Origin of the sequence: Amycolatopsis orientalis DSM 43388, assembly GCF_000411975.1 — a bacterium.
GTDB lineage: Bacteria > Actinomycetota > Actinomycetes > Mycobacteriales > Pseudonocardiaceae > Amycolatopsis > Amycolatopsis orientalis_D.
In genome coordinates this window covers 14,139-28,747 of sequence record NZ_ASXG01000015.1, presented here as the reverse complement: position 1 = coordinate 28,747, position 14,609 = coordinate 14,139, and the positions used below count along the sequence as shown (strand labels likewise).

The 14,609-nt window shown below is 69.5% G+C and carries 15 protein-coding genes and 1 tRNA gene; 9 read left to right on the top strand and 7 right to left on the bottom strand.

Translation table 11 applies throughout. The features are described 5' to 3' along the window. The first annotated feature begins 175 nt into the window (after positions 1–175). Positions 176–1,702 (top strand): APC family permease, encoded by a 1,527-nt coding sequence (locus L942_RS01610; RefSeq protein WP_037353913.1) that lies wholly within the window; start codon positions 176–178, stop codon positions 1,700–1,702. Here L942_RS01610 and lysA read toward each other — a convergent pair. Then, positions 1,699–3,033 carry a diaminopimelate decarboxylase gene (gene lysA / locus L942_RS01605; RefSeq protein ID WP_037353910.1) on the bottom strand — a complete coding sequence of 445 codons (1,335 nt, stop codon included), beginning with the start codon at positions 3,031–3,033 and terminating at the stop codon, positions 1,699–1,701. The two genes, L942_RS01610 and lysA, sit on opposite strands and share 4 nt — an antisense overlap. 210 nt (positions 3,034–3,243) lie before the next feature. On the opposite strand from lysA, the gene L942_RS01600 reads away from it, so the two are divergent. After that, the gene (locus tag L942_RS01600; protein ID WP_235078848.1) at positions 3,244–4,209 is read left to right on the top strand and encodes an RNA polymerase subunit sigma-70; all 966 of its coding nucleotides are present in this window, start codon (positions 3,244–3,246) and stop codon (positions 4,207–4,209) included. 4 nt (positions 4,210–4,213) lie between these two features. Here L942_RS01600 and L942_RS01595 read toward each other — a convergent pair whose 3' ends face one another. Further along, positions 4,214–5,116, bottom strand: coding sequence for a dihydrodipicolinate synthase family protein (locus L942_RS01595; protein ID WP_037353904.1), 903 nt, complete (start codon positions 5,114–5,116; stop codon positions 4,214–4,216). Between the two features lie 148 nt (positions 5,117–5,264). Between L942_RS01595 and L942_RS01590 the strand changes: the two genes are divergently transcribed. After that, a complete protein-coding gene (locus L942_RS01590; RefSeq protein ID WP_037353902.1) occupies positions 5,265–5,978 on the top strand; it encodes a class I SAM-dependent DNA methyltransferase in 714 nt (237 codons plus the stop codon). 34 nt (positions 5,979–6,012) lie between these two features. On the opposite strand, the gene L942_RS01585 is transcribed toward L942_RS01590, so the two are convergent. Then, positions 6,013–7,242: a M20 metallopeptidase family protein gene (locus L942_RS01585; RefSeq protein WP_037353900.1), complete on the bottom strand. Its 1,230-nt coding sequence runs from the start codon at positions 7,240–7,242 to the stop codon at positions 6,013–6,015. A gap of 76 nt (positions 7,243–7,318) precedes the next feature. On the opposite strand from L942_RS01585, the gene L942_RS01580 reads away from it, so the two are divergent. The 4 genes from L942_RS01580 to L942_RS01565 all read left to right on the top strand — a co-directional run bounded on the left by L942_RS01580 (position 7,319) and on the right by L942_RS01565 (position 9,558). Continuing rightward, complete coding sequence (locus L942_RS01580; RefSeq protein WP_037354362.1) at positions 7,319–7,801, top strand: tRNA adenosine deaminase-associated protein; 483 nt, start codon at positions 7,319–7,321, stop codon at positions 7,799–7,801. Between the two features lie 23 nt (positions 7,802–7,824). Then, on the top strand, positions 7,825–8,265 hold the full coding sequence (locus tag L942_RS01575; RefSeq protein WP_037353898.1) for a nucleoside deaminase: 441 nt from the start codon (positions 7,825–7,827) through the stop codon (positions 8,263–8,265). Positions 8,266–8,308: 43 nt separating this feature from the next. Continuing rightward, positions 8,309–8,395 (top strand) — tRNA-Ser (locus L942_RS01570). 368 nt (positions 8,396–8,763) lie between these two features. Further along, complete coding sequence (locus L942_RS01565; protein ID WP_037353895.1) at positions 8,764–9,558, top strand: SAM-dependent methyltransferase; 795 nt, start codon at positions 8,764–8,766, stop codon at positions 9,556–9,558. Here the strand turns inward: L942_RS01565 and L942_RS01560 are convergent. Together L942_RS01560 and L942_RS01555 are read right to left on the bottom strand one after the other, a co-directional pair. Then, entirely contained in the window at positions 9,555–10,124 is a 570-nt protein-coding gene (locus L942_RS01560; RefSeq protein ID WP_037353892.1) for a hypothetical protein, read from the bottom strand. The two genes, L942_RS01565 and L942_RS01560, sit on opposite strands and share 4 nt — an antisense overlap. Next, entirely contained in the window at positions 10,124–10,417 is a 294-nt protein-coding gene (locus L942_RS01555; RefSeq protein ID WP_200862671.1) for a hypothetical protein, read from the bottom strand. Before L942_RS01555 ends, L942_RS01560 begins: the two co-directional genes overlap by 1 nt. Before the next feature lie 325 nt (positions 10,418–10,742). Here L942_RS01555 and L942_RS01550 point away from each other — a divergent pair, with 325 nt between their 5' ends. Beyond that, positions 10,743–11,669: a TauD/TfdA dioxygenase family protein gene (locus tag L942_RS01550; RefSeq protein WP_037353887.1), complete on the top strand. Its 927-nt coding sequence runs from the start codon at positions 10,743–10,745 to the stop codon at positions 11,667–11,669. Here L942_RS01550 and L942_RS01545 read toward each other — a convergent pair whose 3' ends face one another. Further along, a complete protein-coding gene (locus tag L942_RS01545; RefSeq protein ID WP_037353884.1) occupies positions 11,670–12,245 on the bottom strand; it encodes a TetR/AcrR family transcriptional regulator in 576 nt (191 codons plus the stop codon). Positions 12,246–12,350: 105 nt separating this feature from the next. On the opposite strand from L942_RS01545, the gene L942_RS01540 reads away from it, so the two are divergent. Continuing rightward, complete coding sequence (locus L942_RS01540) at positions 12,351–13,058, top strand: alpha/beta fold hydrolase (protein WP_037353883.1); 708 nt, start codon at positions 12,351–12,353, stop codon at positions 13,056–13,058. A 377-nt stretch (positions 13,059–13,435) separates the two neighbouring features. On the opposite strand, the gene L942_RS01535 is transcribed toward L942_RS01540, so the two are convergent. Next, positions 13,436–14,452, bottom strand: coding sequence for a CapA family protein (locus tag L942_RS01535; protein WP_037353882.1), 1,017 nt, complete (start codon positions 14,450–14,452; stop codon positions 13,436–13,438). Positions 14,453–14,609 lie beyond the last annotated feature (157 nt).

Genomic DNA, 14,609 nt, shown 5'->3' with positions numbered 1-14,609 from the left:
TTTCGGCATGTGATTCGTCAGACGCGCAGCGTATCGGCAGGAGCCGGAGAGCAGGAGACCCTTTCCCGTTTTCTTCTCCGGATGGCGGACATGTGCGCTCCCGCACCACCCCGTTCTGGCTCGGGCACACAGCGGGTACGGTCGCGAACCGCCGATCCCGAGGAGGAATATTCCCATGACCGAAGCCGTCGCCGCGCCCGTGGTGCCGGCCAAGGGGCTCCGTTCGAACGCGCTGGGCATGGTGTCTTCGACGGTGATCGGGATGTCGTCGACCGCCCCGGCTTACTCCATCGCCGCGACGCTCGGGTTCATCGTGCTCGCCGGGACGGGGTTCAAGGCCGCCGCGTTCGTGCTGCTGTCGTTCGTTCCGGTGCTGTTCGTCGCCTTCGCCTTCCGGGAGCTCAACGCGGCCGAACCCGACTGCGGCACCAACTTCACCTGGGCCACCCGCGCGTTCGGCAGCCGGGTCGGCTGGATGACCGGCTGGGTCGTCCTGGTCGAGCAGCTGCTGGTGATGAGCAGTCAGTCCGCGCTGACCGGCCGGTACACGCTGCTGCTGTTCGGTCTGGACGACCTCGCGAACAATCGGGCGGTGACGACCGCGATCGGAGGCGCGTGGCTGCTCGTGCTCTGCTGGCTCTGCTACCGCGGCATCGAGGTGTCCGCGCGGGCGCAGTGGGTCCTCCTCGGCATCGAACTCGCCGTCCTGGTGATCTTTTCCGTCGTCGCACTCACCCGCGTCTACGGCGGCACTGCGGGCCCGCAAGCGAGCACGCCGAGCTGGGACTGGCTGTGGCCGAGCGGGGTAAGCGTCGGGACGGCGGTGTCGGCGGTGCTGCTCGCGGTCTTCATCTACTGGGGCTGGGAGAGTTCGCTCTCGGTCAACGAGGAATCGGCTGATCCGCGGCACGCGCCGGGCCGGGCGGCGATCCTCTCCACGGTGCTGCTGGTGCTCAACTACCTGCTGGTGACGGTCGCGGCGCTGGCCTTCGCGGGCGTCGGCGAGCACGGGATCGGGCTTGCCAACGAAGCGAACGCCGAGGACGTCCTCGCCGGATTGGGCGGCGCGGTGTTCGGGACGTCCGGGTTCGGCAAGGTCATGGGGGTGCTGCTGATCGTGTCGGTGCTGACCAGCGGTGCGGCCACGAGCCAGGCGACGATCATGCCCGCCGCGCGCACCACGTTGTCGATGGCCAGCCACGGCGCGCTGCCCAAGGTGTTCGGCCGCGTACACCCGAAGTACCAGACGCCATCGGTGACGACCTGGGCGTTTGGGTTGGTGTCGCTCGCCTTGTACGTGCTGCTGGCGTTGTGGAGCCGGAACGTGCTCGCGGATTCGGTCGACGCCGTCGGGCTTACGATCGCGATCGAGTTCACGGTGACGGCGCTTGCGTGCGTGTGGGTGTTTCGCCGGACGCTGTTGTCGAGCGTGCGTGACTTCTTGCTTCGCGGCGTACTGCCCTTCGTGGGCGGCGTGTTCTTCCTGGCGGTACTGGTGCTCGCGGCGATCGCGTACGCGAAGCCTGACGCCGGAGAGACCACTGTGTTCGGCATCGGCGGCGTCGCGGTGATCGGGGTCGTGGCGATCCTCGTGGGCTTCCCGTTGATGTTCGCCGTGCAACGCGCGTGCCGTGACTTCTTCGCTGGACGACGTCTGACGCGCGGCGTCGTTGCCCGCGACGGTCAGACCATCGAAAGCTAGCAGCGGCGAAGCAGGTCTTCTTCGGTTTCGCGGCGTACAAGGAGCGTCGCGTGTCCGTCGCGGACGCCGACCAATGGTGGGCGGCCGACGAGGTTGTAGTTCGACGCCAGCGAGTGGTGGTACGCGCCGGTGCACGGTACGGCCAGCAGGTCGCCGACGTGGATGTCGTCGGGCAGGCAGACATCGGCCAGTACGTCGCCAGACTCGCAGTGGCGTCCGACCACCGTCATCGGCGTACGCGCGGCCTTCGTACGGCGGCCGACGAGACGCGCGGTGTAGCGCGCGCCGTACAACGCGGGGCGGGGATTGTCGCTCATGCCGCCGTCGACAGCGACGAACGTGCGTGCGCCGCGCTTTACTGCGCACACTCGGTAAACGGTGATCCCTGCCGGTCCGACGATCGCACGGCCGGGCTCGATGGTCAGGCGGGGCAAGGGGAAGTCCTGTGCCGAGCATTCGTAGGTCAGTGCGACGCGGAGGCGTCGTGCGTATCCGTCGAGGTCGAAGGACGCTTCACGGTCGGCGTACGGCACCGCGTGGCCGCCGCCGAGATCCAAGTCGCGCAACGTGATTCCGTATTGGCTGCGGATTCGGACGAGCACTGCGACCATCCGGCGCGCGGCTTCTTCGTAACGGTCCACACGGGACACTTGCGAGCCGATGTGGCAGTGCAGTCCGGTCAGTTGCAGGCTTGGCTGCGCAAGCACTGCTGCGACGGCACGGTCGACGTTGTCGCGTACGTCGGGGCGTAGCGAGAAGCCGAACTTCTGTCCTTCGGTACCGGTAGTGATCGCAGCGTGCGTGTCGCCGCTGACGCCCGGCGTTACGCGGATGAGGACGCGTTGCGCGCCGTGCGCGAGCGCGCCGAGTTGCTCGACTTCGTCGAGAGAGTCAAGCACGATGCGGCCGACACCGTACTGCAATGCGGCTTTCAGGTCCTCCGGCGTCTTGGCGTTGCCGTGCAACAGAATGCGCTCCGCGGGAAAACCGACTGCGCGCGCGACGGCGATCTCGCCGGCTGAGCACGTGTCGAGCGACAGTCCTTCTTCGGCGACCCAACGCAACACTGCTCGCGTACAGAGCGCCTTGCTCGCGAAGGCGACGTCGGCCTCCGGAAGCGCGCGGCGGTACGCGCGCGCCGTCTCGCGCACCTGTTCCTCGTCGAGGAGGTAGGCGGGCGTACCGAAGCGTGCGGCGAGGTGACTGACCGGTGCGCCGGCGAAGAGCAGCTCACCGCCTTCGCCGAGCTTCGTGCCTTCCGGCCAGAGTCCCGGTTCTAGGTGGTCGGCGGCCTCGCAGCCGAGACTCGGGAGCAGCTCGCTGAGCGTCACGGTTACCTCCGGTCGATGTCGATCGCGGCGAACATCGCCAGCACACTGCGCCGACCCCGGATCGCAACGTCCCGGAAACGAGCCCCTGACGGTCCGGCCGGTCGTGCTGACGCCTTCTTAACGCGCGAGTAACCTCCGCCACACCCCGGCTGAGCTGGGCTTTGCTGAGTTTCCCGGCACCCCGCCGTCGTATCGGACATGGTTGAACAGATGACAGACTTCGCGAGCGAGACCGAGTCGTACCGGCACGAGCTGCGGGTGCACTGCTACCGGATGCTGGGCTCGTTCGACGAGGCGGAAGACCTGGTCCAGGAGACGTTGCTGCGCGCGTGGCGCGGCCGGTCGACCTACGCGGGCCGCGCGAGCCTGCGGGCGTGGCTGTACCGGATCGCGACCAATGCCTGTCTGGACCACCTCGACGCACACCCGCGCGAGTTGCCGACGCTAGATCTGCCGGTCACGCGCGACTCCGACCTCGCGCCGCGCCCCGACGTCGCGGTGCCTTGGCTGCAGCCCGCGCCGGACAGCGCGCTTCAGCCGGACGCTGTCGTCGTCGCGCTCGAGACGGTGGAGTTGGCGTTCCTCGCGGCTATCCAGCACCTTTCCCCACGACAGCGGGCCGCGTTGGTGCTTCGCGACGTACTCGGCTGGTCTGCGCGCGAAACGGCTTCGGTGCTCGGTACGACGCCTGCGTCGGTGAACAGCAACGTGTTGCGAGCGCGAGCAGAGCTGCGGGAGCACTTGCCTACGCGACGTACGGAGTGGGCGTCCGCGTCCGCGAGCGACGAGGAACGCGCTGTCGTAGCGAAATACGTGAAGGCGCTCGTGGAGCACGACGAAGCGGCCTTCGCTGAACTGTTGCGCGAAGACGTGCGTTGCAGCCACGCGCCCGGCGCTGGGGGGCATGTGGGGCCGGAACCAACGTGGTACGCGGGACGAGCCGCAGTGCTCGAAGCCTGGGCACCAGCGTTGCGCGGGGAAGACGCGGTCGAGTTCCGCATTGTCGAGACGCGCGCAAACGGTCTTCCCGCGCTCGCCACGTACGCGCGCACAGTTGGAGAGTTTCGGGCCTTCGGCTTAGTGACTCTTCGAGTGGACGGTGGCCGCGTCGCTGAGGTGACCACCTTCGGGTCCGAAGTGTTCCCGGTGTTCGGCCTCCCGGCAGCGCCTGCCTGATGCGTTAGGAAAGCCCCCACGAGGACAGGATTTCGAACAGCTGGTCCCGTTCGGCGGCGGTCAGCAGCCTGCTCGGCGGCCGCACGTCGGGCCGGCACAGGCCGAGTTGCGAAAGCGCGTCCTTGACCACGCTGACGTTGTTCGCGTTGCCGTGGGCGGCGCGCATCTCCTCGAACGGGCGGATGCGGTCCCAGATCTCCATCGCTCCGGCGAAGTCGTGGTTACGCAGGCGGCGGAACAGGTCGAGCGAGATCTGCGGCGCGACGTTCACCAGGCCGGAGGTGAAGCCCGTCGCGCCGACCGCGAAGTACCCAGGAGCGGACAGTTCCGCGAGACCCGCGATCCACACGAAGCGCTCGTACCCCGCGTCGCGTGCGACAGTGCGGAAGCGCACCGGGTCGGGCACCGCGTACTTCACGCCGAGCACGTTCGGCGCGGCGTCGGCGAGCTGCGCCAGGTCTGAACCCTCGATGGCGGGGTTGCGCACGTACAGGACAACCCCGAGTTCGGGCACTTCGTTCGCGATAGCGCGGTGGTACTCGATCCAGCCCTCGCGCGATACGTACGGGTGCACGGGCTGATGGATCATCACCATGTCCGCTCCGGAAGCGCGCGCGTGCTTCGCGGCCTTCACGGCGGTAGCGACGTCATGGCCGACGCCAGCGAGGACGCTCGCTTCACGCGCGGCCTTGGTAGCGAGTTCGAGACAGTGCCGCGTTTCTTGCTCGTCGAGTGCGTAGAACTCGCCGGTGTTGCCGTTCGGCGTGACGACCTCGACGCCGCTCAGCACGAGCCGTTCGACTAACCGCTCGTACGTATCAGCCGCCACGTCACCGTCTGCGGTGAAGGGGGTCACCGGGATCGCCACCACGCCGGCGAGCCGCTGTCGCTGTTTCTCGAACGCCACGAGCAGATCCGATCTGATATATGATGTCTCGACCAGTGCAGCCTAACACGAAGGAAACCAGGACGATCGTCCCGATCTTTGGGATATCCGTCCTGAACTGCGCCGGAAAGCAGCTCGACCTGGCAAAAAGACTGGGTACCGTTGGCGAATGCCCGACGCGCTGTTCGCCCATCCCCGCCTCGCGGCCGTCTACGACGTGTTCGACGGCGACCGGGCAGATTTGCCCGCGTACGTCCGGATCGCCGACGAACTGGCCGCCCGCCGGGTGCTGGACATCGGCTGCGGCACCGGCTGCCTGGCGGTCTTGCTCGCCGAGACCGGACGCACCGTCATCGGGGTCGACCCGGCGGAGGCGTCGCTCGACCTCGCGCGGGCGAAGGACCCCAGAGTGGAGTGGCGGCACGGAGACGCGACGACCCTGCCCCCGCTGGACGCGGATCTAGCGGTGATGACCGGAAACGTCGCGCAGGTCTTCCTGACCGACGAGGACTGGGCGGCGACGCTCCGCGGAATCCGGACCGCGCTGCGGCCCGGCGGGCATCTGGTGTTCGAGACCCGCCGGCCGGACTACCGCGCGTGGGAGACGTGGAACGCGCCGCCGCGTACTCGCGAAGTGCCGGGGATCGGCGAGGTGGAGGAACGGTTCGAGGTCACCGAAGTCCGGTTGCCGCTCGTCTCGTTCCGCGTCACCTACACGTTCCTGGCCGACGGCAGCGTTGTCCCCTCGGACTCGACGCTGAGGTTCCGCGGCCAGGACGAGGTGGCGGCAAGCCTGCGCGAGCAGGGCTATCGGGTCCTGGACGTCCGGCAAGCCCCGGACCGGCCGGATCGCGAGTTCGTCTTTCTCGCGCGAGCCGAGTGAGCCGGCGCGCCCTCGCGCGAGGGCGCGCCGAACCTCAGCGCAGGGCGTCCAGCGCGAACGCCGCGTACATGGCGACCCCGGCGGCCATCGCCGGTTCGTGGAACTTCACCCGGTTCGAGTGGTTGTCCTCGGTGGTCGCCGGATCCGCTCCCGGCTCGCGGGCGCCGATGAACGCGAACGCGCCCGGAACTCGTTGCAGGACATAGGAGAAGTCCTCCGCGCCCATCACCGGCGTGGCCAACTCCTCGACGTTGCCCGCGCCCAGCACCTCCGCGCCCAGCGACAACACCTCGGCCGCCACCGCCGGATCGTTGACCGTCGTCGGATAACCCGGGTCCACTCCGGCCGAGACCCGGCAGCCGTGGGCCGCTCCGACCGCCTCGCACACCTTCGGCAGTTCCTCACGGACGAAGGACCGCGTCGACTCCGACAGCGTGCGAATGGTCCCCTCGAGCACCGCGGTCTCGGGGATGATGTTCGTCGTCGTCCCGGCCTGGATACGGGTCACCGAGACCACCGCCGGGTCGAAGACGCTGATCCGCCGCGTGACCATCGTCTGGAGCGCACTGACCATCGCCGCCGCGGCGGGAACCGGGTCGATGGCGTCCTGCGGAGCGGAACCGTGGCCGCCGCGGCCGGTGACCTCGACGCTGAACGTGTCGGCCGACGCCATCATCGGCCCGCCGCGCACCTGCAGCACGCCGCTCGGGCTGTTGGCGATCGTGTGCAGGCCGAAGGCCCGCGTGACGCGCGTGCCCGCCGCGTCCAGCACTCCCTCGTGGATCATGTGCCGCGCGCCGTGCATGCCCTCTTCGCCGGGCTGGAACATGAACACGACCGAGCCCGCCAGGTCGTCGACGCGCTCGGACAGCAGACGCGCCGCGGAGGCGAGCATCGCGACGTGCGTGTCGTGCCCGCAGGCGTGCATCGAGCCGTCGATCTCGGACGAGAACTCCAGGCCGGTGTCCTCGGTCAGCGGCAGCGCGTCCATGTCCGCCCGCAGCAGCACGGCCGGGCCGGGACGGGCCCCGCGCAGCACGCCGGTGAGCGACGTCGTGGAACGGCCGTCGGTGAGTTCGATCGGCAGGTCGGCCAGCGCGGCGCGGATCGCCGCCTGGGTGCGCGGCAGCTGCAAGCCCTGTTCGGGGTGCCGGTGCAGAGCGCGGCGAAGCTCGACAGTGCGGTCCTGCAGCTGCCTCGCGGCCTCGAGGAGCCCGGCGTGCCGATTGCCGGGCAGGGTGGGGAGGTCGGTGGGTCCGGTCATGGCTCGATAGTGGCACCTCGCACGCTTCGGGCGCACCGTGCGTGCGTTCGTCCGCGAGGCGGAATACGGTGTGCGCATGGCGGTGCAAGAGCCGGTCACGGGCTTCGCGATAGCTGTGGTCCGAGAAGACGGTCGGTGGCGATGCAGTGCGCTCGATTCCTCGGCGCTCACAGAGCTGGACGCGGCGATCACCGAGCTGGGCAAGCTCCGGTCGACCGGGGCGGCATTCGGCCTGCTGGCCGTCGACGACGAGTTCTTCGTGATCGTCCGGCCGAGCCCGAGGGGACCGTCGCTGCTGCTGTCGGACGCGGCCGCGGCGCTCGACTACGACATCGCGGCCGACGTCCTCGACGTGCTGCGCGTCGACCCACCAGACGAGGACGACGACGCCGTCTGGCCCGAAGGCGACCTCGAAATCCTGGCCGACCTCGGCCTGCCCGGCGGCGAACTGGAGGTGATCGTCGGCGAGGTCGACCTCTACCCGGACGAACAACTCCAGATGATCGCCCAGCGGTGCGGTTTCGAGGCCGAGTTCTCGAAACTGCTGGACCAGCTCTGAGACGGCCGGACGACACCGAGGCCGTGCGGGCCGCGCTCGACGCGGCCCGCGCCCCCGGTGCCGACGTGCCCATCGGCGCGGTCGTCTTCGACCCCGACGGGCACCCGCTGGCTGCGGCCCGCAACGCGCGCGTCGAGCTGGCCGACCCCACCGCGCACGCGGAGATCCTCGCGCTGCGCGCGGCGGCCCGAGAGTTCGGCGACGGCTGGCGGCTCGAGGGCTGCACCCTCGCGGTCACGCTGGAACCCTGCACGATGTGCGCCGGCGCGCTCGTGCTCGCCCGCGTGGCGCGGCTGGTGTTCGGCGCCTGGGAGCCCAAGACGGGCGCGGTGTCGTCGCTCTGGGACGTCGTGCGCGACCGCCGCCTCAACCACCGGCCGGAAGTCCACGGCGGAGTGCTCGAAAGCGACTGCGCGGCCCTGCTCGAGACGTACTTCGCCGACCGACGGCTCGAGGCCGAGTAACCCCCGCCGAACCCCGCCGAGGGGGTCCGGTATTGTTCTCGGCGGTGGCGTGTCCGAGCGGCCGAAGGAGCACGACTCGAAATCGTGTGACGGTTAATCCCGTCCGTGGGTTCAAATCCCACCGCCACCGCGTGCGAGTGGGCGAGCCATGCCGACGGAAAGCGTCGGCCTGGCTCGCCCGCCGTGTTTCTGGGGGTGCAACCCCCAGGCCCCGCCCGGAGGGGCTTCGCCCCCCGGACCCCCAAGCGGTGGGCGCGTTGAGTGGTTAGGGGCGCGGTGGGGATGGGGTACAGGTGTGGTCGGCGTCGGGTGTTGACGTTCAGTTCGCAATGCCGAGTTGGGGCGTTCCGGGCCGGGGGTGCCTCAAGTCACGGTGAACCCGGCTTGCGGTGGCGACAAAGCCGACCTCTGCACCTTTTGCTACCGCTCGTCCGACCGGGAGAAAGTGCGGAGGCTGGTCGAGGACAGCAAAGCGGCGAGCCGAAGTAGCGTAGGGCTATGAGCGAAGAGCTTCCGCCGGTCGGCAGGACCGCGGTCGGGGTGGCCGCGCTTCGGGCGCTGGAGAGTGGACGGCCGGACCGGTTGTTCGAGGATCCGTACGCGGGCGCGTTCTTCCACGCGGGGCGTGCGCTCTTCGAAGGCCAGGAGCGGAATCATCAGCTCGGGATGGTGTTCGCGCAGCAGGTCGCGATCCGCACGCGATTCTTCGACGACTTCGTTTCCGGCGGGACCCAGACGGTGCTTCTCGCGGCTGGGCTTGACGCGCGGGCGTACCGGCTCGGCTGGCCCGATGGGGCGCGGATGTTCGAAGTCGACCTGCCGGATGTGCTCGCGTTCAAGGAAACCGTGCTGGCTGAGCAGGGAGCGCGGGCGAGGTGCGAGCGCACGACGGTCCCGGTGGATCTGCGGGACGACTGGGGCGCTGCCTTGAAAAACGCGGGCTTCGATCCAACACAGCCGACCGTCTGGCTCGCCGAGGGACTGCTCGTCTACCTCAGCCGCGACGAGGCGGAGCGGTTGCTCACGGCTGTCACGGAGTTGTCCGCGCCGGGCAGCCGGGTTTCGTTCGAACACCGGCCGGACGGCGAGCGGGACGGATTGCTGGAGCGGGCACGCGAAGTCGGCGGCGAGGTCACGGCGCTGTGGCGCGGCGGTCTCGGCGGAGACGCTCCGGAGTGGCTTGCCGAGCACGGCTGGCGGCCGGAAACCGTTACGGTGGCGGAACTTGCCGTCCGATACGGACGCGAGCCGGTGGAGCACACGCGGGGCGGATTCGTGACCGCGACTCGCTAATTCTCTTCCTGCAACACCGGAGTGCCGAACGCGTCGAGGAAAGTCGTTGCCTCTCCTATGGTTGCGACGCCTCGCTCGACCGCTTCCGCGATGGTTCCGCACGACTCCCGCACGGCTGGCTCCGCGGAGCGGTCGCCCGCGAGCAGCGCGACGGCCGCCGGGGTCACGCTTTCCGCGATGAGCATGACCTGTGCGGCGGTCTGATCCGCCAGCCGGTCAAGCAAATCCGCCAGGTCCAAGCCGACCGACGCGGTGCGTGCGGCGGCTTCGGCGGCCTGCCGGTATTGCGCGTCCAGCTCGTCCGCGCTGCTGCGGAATCGCGCGGCCGGTTCGCCGCCCCATTTGCGTTCCGCGCTGTGCGCCCCGCGTTCGAACTCCAGCCGTGCCATCACCAACACGTCGCGTCCGCTGGAGAGCGTGCGCGCCGATTCGCGGATCGCCTGCGGGGAACAGTCGATCTGGCGCAGCGCGGTGATCGGGTCCGGTGCGTTGACCGCGGCGGCCGCGGCACTCAAAGAAGCCAGCCCGGCGGCCGCGTTTTCCAGCGCCGGGTGGAGGAACGGCATCAACTCAGCAGCGCCGTCGCGATCGTCGGGCGCTGGTGGTGGCCGCGGGCGGCCATCCGGAGCTGGCCGGCGAGGTCGGACGTCGCGTCGCCGAGCATGCGCGCGTCGACGTCCCGCGCGGCGAGCGCGGCCTCCCACCGGGCGGCGATTTCCCGTGCGGGCGCGGAAATCCCCCACGGCGTCGATTCGAGACGGGCTTCGGAGAACCGGCCCGCCGCACGGTCCGCGTCGGCAGCCGCTCGATCGAGCGCGTCCGCGGCGGCGTTGAGCCGCTCGCTCGTCGAACCTGCCATCGGGACCTCCGCTTCCGAAAGAGCGCGCACCGCGGCCCGCGACTCTCTGAGGAGATCTAACCCCATCGAGGCCGCCCGGGTCACTCGGCCGGGCGTGCGACGATTCCACATCGTGGGGATCCTTGACCAGCGGCTCCGGTCCCGGCCAAGATTGGAGTCATGCCAGAGAACCGGGTAGTGCCGCAAGCCGGCCGTGCCCCGGCGCGGTCGGACGGTGAGGGCGTCGCCGCTCTCCTGAGGCGTCGCGGTCGTCTCGGCTCCCCTCCCGCGTAGGCGATTTTCCGCTAGCAGAGCCGAATTCACCTATTCTTCCGGGAGTACCCCTATGTCGGTAGACCTGCCTGCCCGCCTGCGCTCGTCCGTCACGCCGGACGCCGGAATCCTCGAAGGCCCGCGCGTGCTGCGCCGCCTTCCGGACGGCGTCGAAGAGCGCCCCTATGAGCTTTTCACCCTTCGCCCGCTCGGACGAGTGATCGGCGCGGAAATCTCCGGAGTGGACCTTGGCGCGCCGGTCTCGCCTCGGCTGCGCGCCGAACTGAATCGCGCGCTGCTGGAGTGGAAGGTGCTGTTCTTCCGCGACCAGCACATCACGTCGCAGCAGCAGCGCGCGTTCGCCGCGAACTGGGGCGAGCTGGAGACCAACCCGTTCATCCCGCAGGGAGATTCCGATCAGGTCGTGCGGTTCACCCGCACCGCCGGGATGCCCGGGTACGAAAACATCTGGCACACCGACGTCACCTGGCGGCCGAATCCGGCACTCGGTTCGGTGCTGCGGCTGGTCGAGGTCCCGCCGGTCGGCGGCGACACGATGTGGGCCGACATGGCCGCCGCCTACGACAACCTGCCCGCCGACGTCCGCGAGCGGATCGACGGCCTCACCGCGGTGCACGACTTCATCCCCGGATTCGACCGGTTCACCGACCCGGACCTGCTCGCCCAATGGCAGGACGCGTACCCGCCGGTCGAGCACCCGGTGGTGCGGACCCATCCGGAGACCGGACGGCGCACGTTGTTCGTGAACCAGGCGTTCACCACGCACATCGTCGGCCTCGACCGCGCCGAAAGCGACCGGTTGCTGCGGTATTTGTTCCTGCAGGCGCACACGCCGGAGTTCCAGGTGCGGTTCCGCTGGGAGCGGGATTCGGTGGCGTTCTGGGACAACCGCGCGACCCAGCACTACGCGGTGAACGACTACCACCCGCACGTCCGGATCGCCGAGCGCGTCGCGATCGTCGGGGACCGGCCGTACTGATCACCGGCCGCCCCGGGGGATTCCGGTGAGGACGGTGTCGACTAGCCGTTCGAGATAGGCGTCGTCGGCGGATTTCGCCCGGATCAAGGTGTGGAACCAGAGGTTCCCGCCGAGCAGATCCATGATCATCTCCGCATCCGCGGCCTCGGCGAGTTCGCCTCGGTCGTGCGCACGGTCGAAGACGGCCTGCTCACGGCCGAGGCGGTCGGCGAAGAACCGTCCGGCCGCCTCGGCGGTGGCTGGCCGGTCCGGCAGCGCGGAGACGACGGTCGTGATCACGCGCCGGTTCGCCGGATCGGACAGCAGACGGTAGATCTGCTTCGCCAGTTCGAGGAGATCGCCGCGCAGAGAACCGGTGTCGGGCATCGCGAAGGTCAGCTCCGGGGCCTGCACGAGGGCGTCGGCGAGCACCTCGTCCTTGGTCGCCCACGTCCGGTAGATCGTCGTTTTGTGCACCCCGGCCCGTGCGGCGACCGCTTCGATCGTCAGCGCGTCGTACCCGCGTTCGGCCAGCAGCTCGAGGGTCGCGGAGAAGATGGCGTCCGCCTTGCGCGGGCGGGATGCGGTCCGGTCCATGGGCTCACCCTAACCCGTTTGCAACGGTGCGTTGCATTTGGGCGCGCCCGCGTGGTACACCTTCAAACGCAACGGAGCGTTGCATTGCGGGGTGAAGGGGGAGACATGAGCGACGTCTTGCCGGTGGTTTTCGCGCACGGCCTGCGGTTGTCCGGGGCGTGCTGGCAGCAGCAGAAACGCCTGGCCCGCGGCCGGATCGCCGTGCCGGACCTGCCTGGGCACGGGACGCGGCGCGGGGAAAGATTCACTCTGGACAGCGCGGTCGATGCGGTCGCCGAGGCCATCGACGAGGTGGGCGGCCGCGCGGTCTTGTTCGGGCATTCCCTCGGCGGCTATGTCTCGATCGCGACCGCGGCTCGCCATCCGGAGCGGGTGGTTTCCCTGGTGGGAGCCGGATGTTCGCTCGTGCCCAGCGCGGTGCTGCGCGGCGGATTCCGGTTCGCGCGACGCGGCCTGGCGACGACCGCGGACGACGGTGCTTCCTTCAGTGCGTGGCTGCTCCGCCGGGTCGTTCCCGCGGAAATTGCCGAGCCGGTCCTCGCGGCGGGAATCGCTTCCGAAGTCATCCCCGACGTGATGGAGGCGGCTGCCCGGATGGATCCGCTCGCCGACCTCGCGCGGTACCCGGGCCGGGTACTGCTGCTCAACGGCCGCCACGACCACTTCCGTCTCGGCGAACGGCGATTTCTGGCCGCCTGCCAGGACGGAACGTTGCAGATCGTGCCGGGAGCCGGGCATTACCTGCCGCTCACCCACGGCGAGACGTGTGCGCGGGTGGTCGACGGCGTGGCGACCGCTCTCGTCGGCGGTTAATGCTCACGAGTGGCGAGGCGGGCCGCCTTCCTCCCCCTCCCGCGCTCCCCCGCGCGGTCAAGGCGGCGCCTCGCCACTCGCGAGGCTTCCCCGGGGCAAATCCTCGGAGCCGCGGTCGCGGGCGAAGCGGAAGGCCCGCGCCCGCGGCTGTTTTCCTCCGGTGGTGGCACCCGCGCACTCGACGACGGTCAACCCCCACGTGACCGTGTCGCCTCCCCCGCGAGGTGCTACCCGTGAGCGCCGGGGCGACCCGAAAGTGGTCTGGGCCACAGTTTCCGTGCTCATCGGTAAGGTACTCCCGCCCGGTACCAGTCGACCCCGGGCTTGAGCTGCATTTAAGGCAGATGCGCCGTCCGGGTGACGGCGGGATCGGCGGGCTAGCCGCGAAGCCCTTCGACGGTCGCGAAGCCGTCACTGACCGTCACGCTCGTCCCGCGGCGCGCGGACGAGTCGACAAACCGCTGCAGCGCTTCGTCGGCCTCGGCTCCGGTCAACGGTACGCATTCGTTGTCTTCGCCGCGGCGAATCGGCACTAATTCGACCCGTATCTGCTCGCCGACGACGCACCCGGCGAGCAGGCCGTCGCGGTGCCGGTCGCGCATGGCGGGCCAGTCGAAGACGAGATTGCCCAGGCTGTAGAGGATCGGCCGGCCGCGATACACCTCGACCGGCTGCACGGTGTGCGGCCCGTGCCCGACGACCAGGTCGGCGCCGGCGTCGATGATCGCGTGCGCGTAGGTCACCTGGTATTCGGTCAGCTCTTCGCCGGGCAGGCCCCAATGCATCGACACCACGACGTGGTCGGCCTCGGTGCGGGCGCGGCGGATGTCGGCGAGCAGCAGTTCCAGGTCGCGGCGGACCGGCGTGGTGTGCACGATCGGCGGCCGGCCCGGGACGTCCAGGACGCGCGGATCCGGTTGGTACGACGTGTAAGCGCCCGCCACGGCGACGCCTGGCGAGTCTTCCGTCGCTTCCTGCCCGACGGGCCAGCACAGCGACGTGTAGGCGAGGAACGCGATCCGGCCGCCAGGGCGTTCGAGTATGGCCGGTGCGTGCGCTTCGGCGAGGTTCGCGCCCGCGCCGCAATGCGCGATCCCGGCGCGGTCCAGCACGGCGAGGCTCGCCATCGCCGCGGCCGGCGGGTAGGTGACGTTGTTGGCCACCGACACCACGTCGATCTCGGCGGCGGTCAGCGCGGCGACCATCTCCGGCGGCGAGTGCCGCCAGTTCGGCTTGTGCGGGATGTCCATGCCGGTCGAGCCGGACAGCGGTCCCTCGAGATTCACGAACCGCACGTCAGCGCCGGTGAGCAGCGAGCTCAGCGGGTGGAACGCCGTTTCCGGGTTCGCCCGGCCCTGCAGGTTGACGTCTCCGCCGAGTACGAGCGTGATCATTGCGTCAACCCGTCCAAAGGAGGAAATCCCTCCAGCTCGTTACGAATCGTTGCTCTTTCGTCTTCCTCTGCTTCGCTTGTTCGGGGGACGATGCCTCGACCGTTGACATGCAGAGGGGACTCAGGGTGACCATATCCCGTCGTCCCGCCGGGGGCCG

Coding starts and splice junctions, on each gene's coding strand:
- L942_RS01565 (WP_037353895.1), top strand. CDS start 8,764: ATGAGCGAAGAGCTTCCGCCGGTCGGCAGGACCGCGGTCGGGGTGGCC.
- L942_RS01600 (WP_235078848.1), top strand. CDS start 3,244: ATGACAGACTTCGCGAGCGAGACCGAGTCGTACCGGCACGAGCTGCGG.
- L942_RS01585 (WP_037353900.1), bottom strand. CDS start 7,242: ATGACCGGACCCACCGACCTCCCCACCCTGCCCGGCAATCGGCACGCC.
- L942_RS01610 (WP_037353913.1), top strand. CDS start 176: ATGACCGAAGCCGTCGCCGCGCCCGTGGTGCCGGCCAAGGGGCTCCGT.
- L942_RS01540 (WP_037353883.1), top strand. CDS start 12,351: ATGAGCGACGTCTTGCCGGTGGTTTTCGCGCACGGCCTGCGGTTGTCC.
- L942_RS01555 (WP_200862671.1), bottom strand. CDS start 10,417: ATGGCAGGTTCGACGAGCGAGCGGCTCAACGCCGCCGCGGACGCGCTC.
- L942_RS01535 (WP_037353882.1), bottom strand. CDS start 14,452: ATGATCACGCTCGTACTCGGCGGAGACGTCAACCTGCAGGGCCGGGCG.
- L942_RS01580 (WP_037354362.1), top strand. CDS start 7,319: ATGGCGGTGCAAGAGCCGGTCACGGGCTTCGCGATAGCTGTGGTCCGA.
- L942_RS01590 (WP_037353902.1), top strand. CDS start 5,265: ATGCCCGACGCGCTGTTCGCCCATCCCCGCCTCGCGGCCGTCTACGAC.
- L942_RS01545 (WP_037353884.1), bottom strand. CDS start 12,245: ATGGACCGGACCGCATCCCGCCCGCGCAAGGCGGACGCCATCTTCTCC.
- L942_RS01550 (WP_037353887.1), top strand. CDS start 10,743: ATGTCGGTAGACCTGCCTGCCCGCCTGCGCTCGTCCGTCACGCCGGAC.
- L942_RS01560 (WP_037353892.1), bottom strand. CDS start 10,124: ATGCCGTTCCTCCACCCGGCGCTGGAAAACGCGGCCGCCGGGCTGGCT.